The 14,938-nt window shown below is 63.1% G+C and carries 13 protein-coding genes; 8 read left to right on the plus strand and 5 right to left on the minus strand.

Going from position 1 to position 14,938, the window contains the following annotated elements; genetic code table 11:
- The first annotated feature begins 204 nt into the window (after positions 1-204).
- The 3 genes from HUN58_RS02160 (at position 205) to HUN58_RS02170 (ending at position 1,895) form a co-directional block, all read left to right on the plus strand.
- A complete protein-coding gene (locus tag HUN58_RS02160; protein ID WP_208745358.1) occupies positions 205-801 on the plus strand; it encodes a hypothetical protein in 597 nt (198 codons plus the stop codon).
- 327 nt (positions 802-1,128) lie between these two features.
- Entirely contained in the window at positions 1,129-1,470 is a 342-nt protein-coding gene (locus HUN58_RS02165; protein WP_208745359.1) for a hypothetical protein, read from the plus strand.
- A gap of 212 nt (positions 1,471-1,682) precedes the next feature.
- On the plus strand, positions 1,683-1,895 hold the full coding sequence (locus HUN58_RS02170; protein ID WP_208745360.1) for a hypothetical protein: 213 nt from the start codon (positions 1,683-1,685) through the stop codon (positions 1,893-1,895).
- A gap of 248 nt (positions 1,896-2,143) precedes the next feature.
- Here HUN58_RS02170 and HUN58_RS02175 read toward each other — a convergent pair whose 3' ends face one another.
- The 5 genes from HUN58_RS02175 to HUN58_RS02195 form a co-directional block, all read right to left on the minus strand.
- Positions 2,144-3,736 (minus strand): hypothetical protein, encoded by a 1,593-nt coding sequence (locus HUN58_RS02175; RefSeq protein WP_208745361.1) that lies wholly within the window; start codon positions 3,734-3,736, stop codon positions 2,144-2,146.
- A 351-nt stretch (positions 3,737-4,087) separates the two neighbouring features.
- Positions 4,088-5,812 carry an ATP-dependent endonuclease gene (locus HUN58_RS02180; RefSeq protein WP_208745362.1) on the minus strand — a complete coding sequence of 575 codons (1,725 nt, stop codon included), beginning with the start codon at positions 5,810-5,812 and terminating at the stop codon, positions 4,088-4,090.
- A gap of 603 nt (positions 5,813-6,415) precedes the next feature.
- Positions 6,416-6,937 (minus strand): hypothetical protein, encoded by a 522-nt coding sequence (locus HUN58_RS02185; protein ID WP_208745363.1) that lies wholly within the window; start codon positions 6,935-6,937, stop codon positions 6,416-6,418.
- 229 nt (positions 6,938-7,166) lie between these two features.
- On the minus strand, positions 7,167-8,189 hold the full coding sequence (locus HUN58_RS02190; RefSeq protein WP_208745364.1) for a hypothetical protein: 1,023 nt from the start codon (positions 8,187-8,189) through the stop codon (positions 7,167-7,169).
- A complete protein-coding gene (locus tag HUN58_RS02195) occupies positions 8,186-9,127 on the minus strand; it encodes a hypothetical protein (RefSeq protein WP_208745365.1) in 942 nt (313 codons plus the stop codon). The genes HUN58_RS02190 and HUN58_RS02195 overlap by 4 nt, the downstream gene beginning before the upstream one ends.
- A 429-nt stretch (positions 9,128-9,556) precedes the next feature.
- On the opposite strand from HUN58_RS02195, the gene HUN58_RS02200 reads away from it, so the two are divergent.
- From HUN58_RS02200 to HUN58_RS02220, 5 genes are all read left to right on the plus strand, one after another.
- On the plus strand, positions 9,557-9,871 hold the full coding sequence (locus tag HUN58_RS02200) for a hypothetical protein (RefSeq protein ID WP_208745366.1): 315 nt from the start codon (positions 9,557-9,559) through the stop codon (positions 9,869-9,871).
- A 128-nt stretch (positions 9,872-9,999) separates the two neighbouring features.
- Complete coding sequence (locus HUN58_RS02205; RefSeq protein WP_208745367.1) at positions 10,000-10,779, plus strand: hypothetical protein; 780 nt, start codon at positions 10,000-10,002, stop codon at positions 10,777-10,779.
- A gap of 483 nt (positions 10,780-11,262) precedes the next feature.
- A complete protein-coding gene (locus HUN58_RS02210; RefSeq protein WP_208745368.1) occupies positions 11,263-12,339 on the plus strand; it encodes a hypothetical protein in 1,077 nt (358 codons plus the stop codon).
- Positions 12,336-12,923: an ABC-three component system middle component 2 gene (locus HUN58_RS02215; protein WP_208745369.1), complete on the plus strand. Its 588-nt coding sequence runs from the start codon at positions 12,336-12,338 to the stop codon at positions 12,921-12,923. The genes HUN58_RS02210 and HUN58_RS02215 overlap by 4 nt, the downstream gene beginning before the upstream one ends.
- Positions 12,923-14,899 (plus strand): DNA recombination protein RecN, encoded by a 1,977-nt coding sequence (locus HUN58_RS02220; RefSeq protein WP_208745370.1) that lies wholly within the window; start codon positions 12,923-12,925, stop codon positions 14,897-14,899. Before HUN58_RS02215 ends, HUN58_RS02220 begins: the two co-directional genes overlap by 1 nt.
- Positions 14,900-14,938 lie beyond the last annotated feature (39 nt).

Below are 14,938 nucleotides of genomic sequence, written 5' to 3' on the forward strand. Positions count from 1 at the left end.
GGTGAGTGCGCCTCGCGGCTGATGACCGGACCGTCTTTCCATGATTTCGGAGCGTTTCTCCCTCGTATACGTGGAAAACTGAAAAGCCCAGATCAGAAGCAATCTCGGCGCACTGGACAGCACCCGGCTTGAGCGTGCAAGCTACAGCCCATGCAAGGTCACTCAGAGCCGCCCGCCGCCCCCTCGCACGTACCGACCAGCGAGGTGATCGATCGTTTCGCGCAGGCCGTCGCTCGGCTCGAGGTCGACGGCGACTGGCTGCTCGAAGCGCTGACGCAGCACATGCGGTCGATGCAGTCAACCGATCCATCTCTGTCCGCCGACGACCGGAAGCTCCTCCTCGCGGATGTGGCGTCCAGCTTGGGGATTCCGATCGATCGAGAAGCAAGTGCAATCGGCCGGGGTGACCTCCACCTGAAGATCGTGAGGACGTGGCTCAACTCGGTCTGCGCCACGCTCTCCGTTGATGAGACGAAAGCCTTCCTCCAGATCGATGACGAGGAGCTTGTCCGCCGAGTCGCAAGTCGACACCTGGTTCCTGTCAAGCTGAACGGTCAGCTGCGCTTCCCCGATTGGCAGTTCGACCCTCGCAATTCGCCGATGAAGACGATTCGCAACCTTCCAGATATCTTTGAGTCCCTCGAGGCTCACGGAGCTGGTTGGCAGAGTGACGCGGCGTTCATGGCGACCCCTCAAGACTCGTTGCGGGCAGTGGTCGCTACGACCCCTTATCAGTGGTTACAGGCGGGCGGAGCGGTCTCCGCAGTCCTGGACCTCATCGACGGCAGGGATACCTTGTGAGCGCATCGCTCAGCTCAGGAGAGAACGACTTTCATCGAGTTCACGCCCAAGAAACCGCTCGAGTAGTCACGGGGCATCTAAGTCGGTCCGGCAGAGCCACTTTCGGATCTTGGGAGCAACTGACCGACGAGGAGAGAGGCAACATCACCGATTGGGTTGAACTCGTCTTCATGTCACAGATCGAGGCGTACGGGCCCGCTCTTCGACGTCTGGGCATAGACGACGTCGGCGATTGAACGGGAGGCCGGAAGGCGGTCCCCCGAACCCGGCACCCCCTCTGTGCTCGGCTTCCACGATGACGACAGCACTTTCTGGGAAGGAACTCCGATGGACTTTGAAGATGGAACCGATGCTGAATTCGATGACGACGACTACGAAAATGGGTTAGACAGCGCGCTCGACGAAGTGCTGGTGCCTCGAAGATGGCTTTCGCTGCGACGCGGCCACCTCGGTCCGGCGCAGGTGTACGACACGTGGTACTTCGAGCTTCCGTCTGGTGTCGCGATGTTCCTCGCTCCCGTGGAGAAGCGCGGCTACGAGGTAGTTCACCGCATCGGGTCGGCAATTCAGGAGCCAAAGCTCTACTCGATCCCTCGAGAACGCTTGATCGAGCAGTTGAACCAGCTCGAGGCCGAGGGAACGCTCGCTTGGCCCACAGTCCTGTCCTAGGAGGTCGCCGGTGGGTCTGACCGGTACCCGGCGTAAGCGGCCTACACCGTTGCGCACAAAGAACGACCCTGATCGACCTCGGCGGCAACGCCCTCCGCCGTGGCTCTCTCCGCCCGAGATGTCAGCCCGAAGCAGGATCAGTCCGGCCCGTCGGTTCGACGTCTGCCAGCCGGAACGGGAGACTGAGAGGCGAACCCCGATCGAAACAGGACATGATGGCGAAGATGGAAGCCGCGGACGGCACGTCCGAGCGTAAGCGGATCTCGATCCCGAAGGTCGACACCTCAGTGCTCGACTGGTGGGAGCGGCAGCATGATGCGGGCATGTCCATCAGATTCCTCATCCGACGAGAGATCGAGCGGTCTGGCTACACAGACATCGTCCACGGCCGAGTAGAACAACGGCTTCGGAACGACGAGGTGTGATGTGGTCGTCGTCGCGCCGAGCTTGACCAAACCTTGCTGGACGAGCCCGACCGACGCCCGCGCTACGTCTCGTGGGAGGACGTCGCGATCGGACTCGTTGGCCCGGGGCGGATAGGACGGCTGCATTGGAAGGTTTCCAGCCGTCGTACGCATTGCGCAGACCGTGCGCAATGCGTACGACGCCGCCCATTGAGCATCCGGGCGCGAGCACCCACCCACACCGCCGCCGCCCGTCTCGCCAACCCGACTCAGCGCGAGCACACAGGATGCGTCCGCAGACCCTGATCGACTAGGAACGGCGCGACTGGGAGGCCACAGCGCGCGCATGCGCGTTCGCCCGGTCCCGGCGCCCTGGGAGGCAAGGGGGCCGGCGGCATGGCTGGGAGCCAGCGCCAGGAGCTGCCCGCGAGTGAGCCAGGTCCGCGCCGGTAGTCAGTGCTCGACGTCCTGCTCCCGCCGCCGCCGGCACGGCCCGCCTCGCGCTCCGACGCCCGCCGCATGACCTCCGCACGCTGCTCTGGCGTCAGCGGCTCGCGAACGCTGCCCCTCGTGAACCAGAAACGCTTCACACCGAAGCGCTTCTGCTCATGCCGGGACGCCAGGCTCGGCCGCTGCATAGCGCTCAGCATGGCGATCACAGCCGCTCGTAGGGATCCCCCCGGTGCGCCTGGCGTGACGACCCCGACGGCGTCGCCGAACCGTGTGACCAGCTTCGCGAGCAGGTCGCTCGAGCGAACGCGCTCATCCTTCGCGAGCGGCCGGATCACCTCTGACCAGAGGAACCAGCGCCAGCGCTCGCCCGAGACCCGCGTACCGACCGGGTCCTCGCCGGCAAGCCACGTCGGCCACTCCCCCAGCGCGGCCATTGCGGCAGCCCGCTCGCTACTCGCCAACCACGCCTCGTGATCGCGTTCCCGCGCCACCACGATCTGCTCTCGCAACGCCTGTCGAGCGGCCTCGTCGGCGGCCCGCACGGCCGAGGCCGCTGCCTCAAGGGCGAGGTGCGCAACGGTGGTGTCCCTGAGTCCGACGAGCTCCCGCGTGAACATCCCGTCCTCGAGGAGCCGCCACTGCGTCAGCGGCACAACGCGAAGTTCACCCTCCTCCTGCGCCAGGATCGTGGCCCGCCCGCTCGACCACGCCGTGCTCGTCGCGTACGCGACCTCCTCCGTAAGCGGATTGATCCAAAGCACCGGTGCCCCTGACGCCGCGATCTCCCGCTGGGTGGCGTTGAGGTACATGACCCCGCCACGCCACCGCGACTGCTCGCCGGCGTGGCCGAAGAGCCACACGTCGACGATGTCATCCCGCCGATAGGACTCATGCCGTTCCCGCCACGCCTCGACGCTGAGCGCGGAGTACTGCACCTCGAGCGCGAACTGCGCGCCATCGGGCAACCTCACCATGACGTCAGCGATCCGCTCGCGGGCATCGTTCGACGGGTGTTCCTCGATCGCGCTGGCTCCGGGCATCGCCCATCGCGCCCACCGGGCCAGGAGCCCCTTCGCGAGCACGTGGTGCATCCGCTCGGCGCAGTGATCGACACCCTTCGCCAGATGCCGGTACCCATCCCGCCGACCCGCCCTGCTCCGGTCGACCGTGGTGAGGTCCGGCATTGGGCAGCCTGGCACCGGACACATCAGCTCGCTCTTCGTCGGCGCCCGTCGGGCCTGGGCTGCGCCCTCGGGAAGTAGCACGAGCCCGCGTGCGCCGTCACGCCGTGCGGCGTAGATGAACCGCCGCTCACCTTCGTGCACGAACCTGGCATGGTGCTGCGCGTTTTCGTCCGACATGCCCACTCGCGCATCGTAGATCGAGGTGCCAACGATGTCGCCGGTCACCGAATAACTTCTTCCACCGACGCAGCCGCTCGTCGCCCATCCGTCGAGGGCAACCGCACGCGCTGCCGGCCGAGTGGCTTGCATCGTCCGCAACCGCAGACAGACGCAGTCTCCGGCCTCTCCAAGGGGTGCGACTCACACCGACGGTGCTAGCGCTTATCGCGACTATCAGGCGATGGCGTGGAGCAGTGCTCGGTTCGGAAGGTTGCTACCGCCTCGTCTGAGTAACGCCCCTTCGCAGTGAAAGCACTCAAGCGCCGCCGCCTTGTCTTGCATCCTCATGACCGTCCTGCTCGACGACCACCTCCCCGCCCCCTCAGCTTTGCAGTGACGTTGATATGCCCTCCTCTGTCAACTCTGGACCTGCTTACTAGAGGCGTATGCGATGACTGACCGAAGGAACTCCTTCGCCTCACCCTCGATGGCGAACGCCTTAGCTTCGAGAACCGAGCGCAGCCATCGGGCCTTGTTAGCAGCCGGATATTCACGATGAAACCCCTCTAGTTCCCCAACTGGAACGAGGAATACTCCGTAAGAACGCAATTTTGAGTCGAGACTCGTAAACGCATTCAGCGCGTCACCCTGAAGCATGGAGCTACCTTGAAGCTTGAAATCTTTCCATCCCGAGCGGCCGGAGAGCGACTTAGTGATTCGGCCTACCAAACTGGACGTGACTTCGCCCGTCGCCGCATCGAGATGTTCCTTTATCTCTGCCGCAGCAGCTGTTACTGTCTTTTTTTGATCTCTATCTTTGACATAGGCGACGATTACATTGCGATCACGCTCAAGATCTGATTTCTGGGCGCCCGCCGCTTCGACGATGCGCGTGAATTCCTGATCATCCTGAAGAAGGTCGATGTCCAGAATGGACACTACCGGGACCTCCGTTCGCCGAAAAGCCTCGAGCGCAACATGGACGCGCGACTTGCCGCCCGCGTGCGTAAAGTGCAATCCGGAATCCATCCCCGCCTTGGCATCAATATTGTCGATAACTGCGCGGTAGTAGGTGCAGTCCGAATCCGCCTCACAGATCACGACGCCCCTTACGAAAAGCCCATTCAGCATATCGTAGTACCTGATCAGCGGGTCGTCGTACAGCTTTTTCACATCGTCCGGGGCGAGCTGAGCAATCGACGCCTTATCCGCGTCGCGTGTCAAGCGAACGATCGCAACCCGCTGATCCTCGCCGCTCGTCATGCCCGCAACAACATCCTCGCTGTGGGTGGACACAATTACTTGCGTCCCGGTAGCGTGCTGTTCGGCCAGAAACTGCCCGAGTAGTCGGGCTTGCGGAGGGTGCAGGAACGCCTCGGGCTCGTCGATCAGCACTAGCGGGTACGAACCCGCAATGACCGAAAGCGCCATCCCGATGAACGCTCTGAACCCGTCGCCTTGCTCGTCGATCAGCGGAAGCCCAGCAAGTTGCTCGAGGTACTCCTTGGACTGCGGGGACTCGCGCTCAACCGCACTCGGGGCCCCAACATGCAGGTAAATCTGACTGCCGGCGTACCTATTCACGGTTAGCGGAACACCGAATGCCTTCGCAGTGAGCGCGCTCAGAGTTGCTTCAAGCTCCCGATCGGAATATAGCCGCTGTACTGCACTCGATGGCGAATCACGAAGGGCGTCGTAAGCGGGAGTAGAGTTAGCCAGATGCAAACGGTTATTGGCATCCATTAAGATGCTCATGTACGAAGACAGTGGCCCAAAACCGTGGCGTGAATTCCACAGTTCACGAACGTGCGATTCTAATACGACTTGTCCGTTCGACAGCTTCCAGTGCTCCTGATCCCAAGCGCCGTCGTTATAGGCCCCAGGTTCACGGCGAACATTGTTAGCATCAAGCCGTTGCCTGAATGCCTCAAAGGCGTTGGGCTCATCGTCCCCCTCGAGGTCATACGATTGAATGAGGCGATGGCCGATTACTGGGCCCTGATAGGGCTGTCTTGCGAATATTTGCTGAATCTCACGCAAGAAGGTGCTTTTTCCGGCATTATTAGGGCCGACTATTGCTGTGATAGACTCTGAAATGGAAACCTGGATTCCGTTCGTCAGAGTCACGTTCTTCAGCTTCATGTACCGCTTCCTCGGCGCGATCGATCGGCGTGCTTAGCCGATATTCACTCGTCACCCTACCCGGGGCCTGCTGGTCAGGGATATACCTCAGTGCCACGGGCGCCGATGGCTGCGAGGCTGCACTCCCGGAGTCTGCGATACGTCGCCACGTCTGAACGCTGATCTAGAGCTTGCGCAGCGCGAAGTAGTGGTCAGCGCAATCTCGCTCGCCACGGGCGTCGAGGTCCGAAGCCTTGGACTAGACCGCCCGTTCGCTCAACACGCGGGGCCAACTCCGGTGTGAGTTCGGACGACTTCGGCCGCGCAGCCCGGGGCATCCTGAGCGGGGTCTGCACTAAAGACGCACCACAGGCACTCCCGGAAACGAGAAAACCCCCGCGTGAACGGGGGTTTTCTGTGGCGGGCAATTCACGAATCTTCGCTCTGGCCCAGAATTGCGCGGATCTGGCAGCCATGGTCGACCGGACGTTTCCTCCGGCCGCTGTCAGATTTTCCTCCGGTTCCACAAAAGCCCAGGTCAGCCGAGGACTTGCTTGCCTCCGAAGGTCAACTTCAATGTGGTGAACGCATGGCGCACCTCGTGCGCGGCTCCCCTCCTACATCTCAGGCGTTGGACTGTGCATCGTCTAGCGCCGTTGAGTAGGTTCGCACCGCCGAGAAGAACGCTTCCGGCGCTTCGGTAGATGCAGCACGCCGTAGCTGTGCGTGGCTTGCGCGAGGTCTTGCGTTTGCGATGTCGTCACTTACTTGGGTCGACATGTCGTACCAGCTGTCGTAGACGGCCAGTGCCGTGTCTCGAACAGATGCTTCTGCGACTAGCGCGACTGCGCCCTGAGCCCTGTCCTTCGCGACACCAATGATGGGTGCCATCATTTCCGCCACCGTCATGAGTTCGACGTCGCTACCGCTGTCGTTTACTGGTGCGATTCGCTGCCGAAAGGACGCCAGGTCTTCCGCCACTCGATTGACCAACGACGCGAGGGCCAGCCGACGGCCTTCCGTCACGGTCGCGATCGCCTGCGCTTTTGCCCGTTCGCGCTCCCAGCGATTTTGCAGCGCTGCGGCCCCAAAGGTTACCGCAGCTCCAACCACCACCCCGATGAGCGCACTCCAAAAGTCAGCCATGGTCTTCCCTTTCCGTTGCCATCGACGCCCGTGCCTATCGGCGACCTTTATCTGATGGTAAGTACGCGCGAAGTAGCGCTTGGCGCGGTAGGCACGCCGCTCGGCTCGGCCAGGCGTGCTATGCGCTGCGGTATAGGCGCATGCCTCGTCGTGAGCAGCTGCGTGCGCACGAGGCTGCGATTGAATCCGGGGGTGCGAGCGAGGCGGTGAGTCAGGGCAGTCCGGACGGTCACTTGCGACGGTTCTCAAGTAGAGGTCGGGCCCATTGAAGTGTGTGCGGGAAGGCGGCCGCCTCAGGCCATCCCTTGTTGGAAATGTGCTCGGACCAGTCAATTTCGTCGAGACGCCGAACGGCGATCTCGTAAGTCAGGTAAGAGCGTGGCCTGATAGCAGTGTCGCTGAGAATCCACCCATCGTTCGTCATCTCGACAAGGTGCTCAACCCCGGTGTCCCCGGTCACTAAGAATTGGTTTTTGAGCGCAAACAGAAGCATATCGGAGAATTGTCGAAAGATGTGCCCAGGGAAGAAAAAGCGTTCTCCCTCGAATCCAGACGATGATCGTGAAAGCAGAGCGAGTTTTTCCAACACCTCGACCGCACGCTCTCCGGCGACCCACTCAACTCGGCCTAGAGATGTGCCGTCGCCGAGCTCGAGAACCAGGGAAACGGCGGGCTCTTCGACAGCGAAGCGTACGTGCTGAGCGGTGGGCAGCAACTCAGTGCGTCCGCCCGACGCCGAAAGAAGACCCAGGTCGACCGCACGGTGGACCGCAGTCCGCAAGCCCTCTCGAGTAGGTAACACGCCTAGCCGCGCGAACAATTCTTCGTCATCCTCCCGAGTGCTTGCGAGTCTCGCACGCACCTCGATGTCGAGATCATTCGCAGCTTCGTTGCGAAGCTCGGGGTCGACGAGCTGCGCGAGTGACTCCAAGCGCGACTGAACGTTCTCAACACGGTCACGGTCAATGCTCGCTTGATTCTCGATTCTTCCGATTCGTCTGCTGAAGAGCCACTCCGTGACAACGAGGAGCGGCACGAAGAGGAAGATGGACGACCCGATGTTGAGCAGCGCGTTCGACCACCACTGGGCGCTTGCGCTCGCGGCGCTACTGAGCAATGCCGACAGAGCGAACAGCGCGACTCCTCCGCCGAGGGAGGCGTAGATGCCGTACCTCCATCGTCGAGAAAGTGAATTCCATCGCGCCCACGTGATCACGGTCGCGCGCCAGCGGACACTGAACCAGTGCTTCACGCTCCGAGTTCCTCGTAGTCGATCGCGCTCAGCAGCGCCTGCAGCTCGGGCTCGTCTTCGAGCGGCAGCGGCGTGAGCGTCTTCGCAACCCCGATCTGCTTCAGCTGCAGTTCGCTGCTGACGTCGTTGAGGATCCGGACGGATTTAACGCTCCCCCACTGCACGCCGTTTAGCCGATCTCGTTCGAATCGAGCCGCGATGAGCACATCGGGGTGATGGTTGCCGTACGCGTCGCGTTCCGGTGTCGTCGCGGCGACGATGCGGATCGACTGCAACCCGGGAGCGACAGCGAACGCTTCTTTGACGGTGACGAGGATGCATCCTGCGACTGCGGTGGCATGCCAGGATGCTGCTTCCTTTTTTGGCACCGCTTTGATGGTCGGCTTGCCGGTTGGGGTGACGTCCGGTTTCTTCTGCGGCATGCCGGCGAGGGTAGGAACGATGACGACGAGGGTGGCTTCGTCACCGGTGATGCCGAGCGGTGCAGCGGCTGCGTCGTTGTCTTCGAACGCAGCAGCTAGCGCAGCGATGACCGCGTCTGGTTCGTTCTCCTGGAGCTGCGCCCATTCGGCGTCGAGTTGCCTCTGGGCAGCGGCCCGCTGCTTGTCCCGTTCAACTTCTCGAGCCTGAACCTCCGACTGCACTGCTGCGCCGGCCTGCGCCAGTGCTTCACGCCGGCGTGAGCGGGCGAAGATGCTGATGCCTTCGAGACTCGTCTTGCGGTGGCGCTGCTCCACTTCAGCGGTGTCGCTGAGTGGCGGTTCCGGAGCGACGGGCGGCTGGCTGGGAGTGAAGTTCTCATGGTGCAGGCTCGCGATCCGTCGGTACACGTCAACGAGCTGGTCAGCGGCTTCCGCGCGGCTCGAAGCGGCGACCGATCGGGTCACCGAGCCGGACGAGCTCCGCCGATTGACGCCGAGGCTCGTCGAGTACGTCACGGGCCCAACGCCGGAGGAGAACCCGGTTGCTCCGCCGCCGACATGTACACGTGCCGCTCGCGGGCCGATGCTCGTCCGCACGCCTCGGCTCGACACTCGCACCCGCACGCCGGGTGCCATCCGCACTGAAAACCCCATACGTTCAGCCTAGAGGTGACGTCCGCTCATCCTGCAGGCCCGTTCGAGAGGCGCGACCCCGGACTACCTCCGCGTCGAGACGAACATCGTCCCCTTGTCCGCGGCTTTGGACTGCACGTGTTTGATGCGGCATCGGGTCCGGCGCGCCGATCTCCCAAGTCGTTGACGCCCCTGTAGGAAGAGGGGGTGACTATTCCTCATCGTCGAACAGGGCCGCTCTCGTGGAAGCAGAAGTTCCAGGAGTGGAGGCACGAAGATGTCCTCTCGACGCCAGCACCTACCGTCGCGGGGGTGAAGGTCCGGGTGCTACGCGACACTGAGATCGGAACGATTCCGGGCATCGTCGGAATCGCCGCGGTTTTCATCTCGATGGCTCTCCCGTTCCCCATCGCGATGTCCACGTCGGTCGACTTCGTCGATGCTTGGCTCGCTGTGGCGGGTGTCGGAACAGCGGTGTTGGCCCTTGCTGGTGCCGCGCTGCGACTGCTGGGAACCGTGCACCGGGGACTCGGCCTCGATGAGTGGGGCAAATGGCTCGGTTTCCTCAGCGCTGTCACCGCTCTTGCTGCAGCCATCGCCGTCATCGGCAGTCTCAGCAGCTGGTAGCCGCGGCCACTGTGCAACTTGAACGGCCATATCTGAGGGTGCGAGCTTTACCGAGGCAGCGTGCTGGCCAGCGGTCGCCGTCGCGCACATCGTGGGGTCAGCTGCGCACCGTCTGAAGGAGATCCACCGTGGTGAATCGTTTTGCTCTCTCCGAGGAGCACCAAGCGGGCTTGCACTTCCTGGTGCTCGTTGAAGCGGCATCTGACCAAAACGTCGCAAGCGCCGTCGCCGCAACTGTCCATGGCGGCATGTTCAGAGGGCTGGGTCTCGCGCACGTCATCGGATTCGGACACATCGCATCAGATCTCGAACTGCTGGGCTTCGCCAGTCGCCGCGACGGACAGTACGTGCCAACGCCGACGGGTATTCGCACAGCCGCGAAGCTCGCTGCCGAAAGCGAGCCCGCGGCATCACAGCCGACGGCCATCATCGGCGTCGCGAGGGAACCGGTTTTCTACAACCAAGTCCTGCAGGAGCTCACTGACCGGACAGACGTCCTCGTCGTGGATCGTTTCCTCGGCGCGGTTGACGTTGTCACGCTTGGCGGGCTCGCTGCCGTCCGGCGGGTACTGACTGGAAAGCAACCGAGCCTGGACCGTCGGGAGTCGTCGACCGACGCACGGCAGGATCAACTCGCCCTGGCAGTCGGGTCGCTGTCCGATGTGCAGGTTCGACTGTCGAAAGACCTCCACGACCGGTACATGCTTCCGGTCGAGGGCCGTGGTCTGATGCTCGGCGGTTCGCTCGGCGGTCGAAAGATCACCGCCGCGGTCGAACTGTCCGAAACAGTGACCAAGCGCCTCCGCGACGAGTTCGATGCGGTCTGGGAACGTGCAACTCCCGTGCAAGGAGTAGCGCCTCCGCAGATGGAGACCGACCAGACCGATGGGAAGGGCGCCGACACCTAGCGACGCTGCCTTCGGATAGCGAAGGAACTACCGCCTGCCGACTGGACCTCCCATGTGGCTGCGGCCGCTGCGCCCCCAGCCCGAGGAAAGTCCGACCGCGGCTGACCGCCCTGGCCGCTCCTGCCGCGGGTCATCGCGGCGCGCCACACCGCAGCCGCAGCACGACGCTCCAGGAGCCCTTCCCGAGATGCCACAAATCCGGTGCGGTCGGAGCTGTTCAGGCAGGGGTGACCAACGCTTCAGCCTCCGCGTCAGTCGTGAACACGTAGCTGGTCGCGTGACGTCTTCGGGCGCGACGGAGTTCGCGTTCGCCTCACCTGGAAGTCGGATGCCGAGGGCTTCCCTCGCGCTGCCGTAATCCGCAAGGCCGTGTCGTCTTCACCACAAGGGTCTCCCCTCCCGGTAGGTTTCTGATCATGGGGAAGAGGTCCGAGCGCGCCGCGCGAAGAGTCCGACGCGGCGGCGCCTCGTGAGCGCGGCGCGATGACCGTGCAACTTCCGGAACCTCCGCAGCTGTTCGCCAGGTTCGACTCGGACAACAATTCGGATGGCGCCGCTCGGGAACGATTCGAACAGTTTGTTAGCGATCTTGTCGCTGTCCAACATTTGGATGCATCGACGGTCGCTGCGTCGAATCACACCGACTGGGGAATCGACACGTTCATCGGCAACCTTGGCGGCGGGGATGTCCGCATCTGGCAGTCGAAGTACTTTCGTGAATGGCAAGACACCGGGCCCCAAAACAACGTGCGGAAATCATTCGCGTCTGCGCAGAGCAAGGCACTTGAACACAAATACCGAATCATCGAATGGACGTTGGTGGTGCCAGCCATCCTGCACCCGGCGCAAATGAAGTGGTTCCAGGGCTGGGCGTCGCGTACACAACGAGCGACCGGGGTGCGCATCGCGTTGTGGACCGGCGATAAACTCCGCCAGCGTCTGATGAGCGCCGAGGCCATGAACGTGCGACGAGAGTACTTCCCGCACACGCTTGATGCACCGAGCGCTGCGGATGCGGTCGCGCCGGTCGCGATGGCTGATGACTACAGCATGTTCGAGGACGCGCTGTTTGTCCGGCAGATGCATGCCGCCGGCTATACCGAGACCGGCGCGGCTCGCGGCATGTTCTTCGCGACCGACGCGTTGCGGCGTGACCTCCAAGCCAAACGCGCTTCGGAAGGGTTGCAAGCCCTGCGAACCGTACAGTTGAGCGTCCAGGGCGCATGGGAAACACGTTTCAATGAGCATGCCCCGACGGCCAACGCCAGCGGGTTGATGCCGAAGCTGTACGGCGCGGTGTTAGCCGATGCGGCGACCGTCCCGGACGCGCCGGGCCTGCGTCTGCAACATGCTCACAAGCAGGGTGCCGCACACATCCTCGTTGAAGAGCAGAAGGCCGGCTGGGTGAAGCACTGGCGCGACGTTGCAGACGGTCACACGGCGACACGGGAAAGCATCGCCACCGATGCGAGCGCCGGCAGGGAGCCCAGCACCGCGCTCCCAGCCGGTACCAGCGCGGAGACCGACCACGTCCCAGTTGAGACAGGGGACATACGGTGACAACCGCACCATCAGCCCACGCTGAATCCGCGTTCGTTCCCGAGAACAGCGCAACGTTCCGCATGGGTCGGCTGTTGCTGCTGCTCGGCGTGGCACGGCAGGACGGCCGCACCATCGACTCTGTCGATCGACTCGCGTACTACGAGTTCTTCGCGGACAACCCGTGGGTCATTCTCGGGGACGACGCACCCTCAGACGCGAAGGATCGCGATTCCTTGCGTCTCGCCGGGTTCTCACAGACACAGCTGTCGTACGCCTCCACTGGCCACCGGTTCGCGTCTCGGCGCGAACGCATTCGAGGGGACTTGGCGCAGCTCATCGCCTTCAGGCTGGTTCGCCTGGCTGGTACCCGCTTTTCGACGACAGAGAACGGCGAGCAGGTCGTTGCCAACATGCAGTCGTCGTATGCCGACGCGTACAGAAGCTCCGCGTCGATCGTGCTGAGACGCCTTACGCGCCTATCGAACAAGCGTCTCGAAGCGGACGTCGAAGCCTGGCTTGGACACTCGTGGTTGCTCGTTGACCTCCTCGACGACGTCCGTGGCGCCGATATCTCGCCGGTATCCGAGGAAGGGATCGCGTAGTGGGTATCAGAGTGAAGCGGCTGCGCCTTGCAGGGGCATCAGCAACCGCCAAACCGTACGAGGTTTCGTTCCAACCTGAGGGAGCCACGGACGGTTACCGTCCTCTGTCGATCATCGCTGGCCCCTCTCTGACGGGGAAGACCACAATCATCGATTTCATCGCGTACGCGCTGGGCGGCGGTTACCTCCCACCGCACGATGAGATCCGCACGAACGTCCGCGCCGCACTGCTGGAGGTGGATCTTGATGCAACGTCGACGGTGATCGAACGGTCCGCTGCTGGTGCTGTGTCTTCGTTCGCTACGGTCTGGCAGGCGACGCTCGAGACGACGGAAGCGGCCGCCGAGCGCCGGTATCCGATTGAACCCACGGGCGCCCCGGATGGTTTGTCGCAGCTCGTGTTGGCCTCGTCGGGGCTCGACGGCGTGCGTCTGTCCGATTCGGTCGTCAAAGAGGACACCGGCTCGGCGATGCTGTCGATCCGCGACGTCTTCCGCGTCATGATCATTCCGAACGACCGGCTCGACTCGAAGAACCTTGTCTTCGAGCACGGGAACTTCATGGTCGGTCAGAAGTATCGGCAGACCATCGAGGTGATGTTCGGCGTCTACGACAACGAGGAAGCGGTTATCGCCGAGCGGCAGAAGCGTGTCGCCCTGCAGCGCACGAAGGAAGAAGGACGCCTCGACGCGTTGACGGTCACTGCGGATCGTGATCACCCGGACGGACGCGCAGTGCTGCAACAACGTGTTGACGCGTTGTCCGTGGAGCTCGCTGACCTCAACGTGCAACTCCGCACCCTTGACGCCCGTCGTCGAAGCACTGATTCGGCATCTGCCGAGATTCGCATCGCGCTCGATACCGCTCAGCGTGTTGACGCTGCAGCGCGTGTCCGGCTCCGTGACCGCGAGTCGCTGCTGGCCCGGTTAGACGCCCTCCGACTCCAGTACGCCGATGACCGTCGGAAGCTCGGGTTCCTCCTCGACACGCAGGCGCTGTTCGACCCGCTTCGCGTGAGCGTCTGCCCGGCCTGCTTCAACACGCTCTCTATCGCTCCAACTCTCGTGGACGGTACCTGTTCGCTGTGCCATCAAGACGCTGAGCACACCGACGGCGCCGGCGACGCAGAAGATCCGGCCTCCGATTCCGCGCCGCTGGTCCGTGCCGAACTGCGAGCGGTGAACGCGAGGATCGTCAGCCTCACCGACTACATGACGCGCCTCGAGAAGGACCGTGAGCTGCTTGTCCGGGACGCGGCGGACGCAGCCCGCCGAGCTGCAGGCGCAGCTGCGGCGGTCGATGCCATCACCGATAGTCCCGCGCCGTGGTTGGCGCTCAGAGACCGCATCACGACGCAGATCACCGATCTGAAGCTGGCTCAGCAGGCAGCCGAGACGGGAGTGAAGGCCTGGGACTGGGTCGACAAGAGCGCCGCGTTGGTCCTTCAACTGCAGCGCGAGTACGACGAACTCTCGAGTCAGCGACGAAAGATCCGCCCCGACCGTGACGCAGTCGTCCGGCTCCTGTCGGCCCGCTTCGCCGCGATCCTTGAAGACGTCGGCTATCCGAAACTCAGCGACGCCTACATCAACTCGGACTTCATCCCATACGTTCGCGGCTTGGAGTATACCAATGCAAGCAGCGGGGGCATGGTCGTGATCGCGTTGGCGTGGAACCTCGCCCTGTGGGAGATTTCCTACGAACAGGACGCGAACGCGCCGGGCCTGCTCATCATCGACAGTCCGCAGAAGAACCTTGGCCACAACGCAACCCCGGACGACGACTTCGCTGACGCAGCACTCGTGGACCGCTTCTACGCTCATGCGAAGCATTGGTTGGCGACGGCGGGGCAGGGAGCGCAGCTGATTGTTGTCGACAACAGTCCGCCGGAATCGGTGTCCGACGATGTCGTCATCGAGTTCACTCGCCGCGCCGACATGCCGCCATATGGGCTGATCGACGACGCGGTCAGTTGACATCGGAGGCAGGATCCGGCCGTCCTACACGGGGTCACG

This window comes from Curtobacterium sp. Csp1 (assembly GCF_013347185.1).

Bases quoted from the DNA above. Each gene is read 5' to 3' on its own strand.
- HUN58_RS02165 (WP_208745359.1), top strand. From the start codon at position 1,129: ATGGACTTTGAAGATGGAACCGATGCTGAATTCGATGACGACGACTAC.
- HUN58_RS02170 (WP_208745360.1), top strand. From the start codon at position 1,683: ATGATGGCGAAGATGGAAGCCGCGGACGGCACGTCCGAGCGTAAGCGG.
- HUN58_RS02180 (WP_208745362.1), bottom strand. From the start codon at position 5,812: ATGAAGCTGAAGAACGTGACTCTGACGAACGGAATCCAGGTTTCCATT.
- HUN58_RS02185 (WP_208745363.1), bottom strand. From the start codon at position 6,937: ATGGCTGACTTTTGGAGTGCGCTCATCGGGGTGGTGGTTGGAGCTGCG.
- HUN58_RS02210 (WP_208745368.1), top strand. From the start codon at position 11,263: ATGACCGTGCAACTTCCGGAACCTCCGCAGCTGTTCGCCAGGTTCGAC.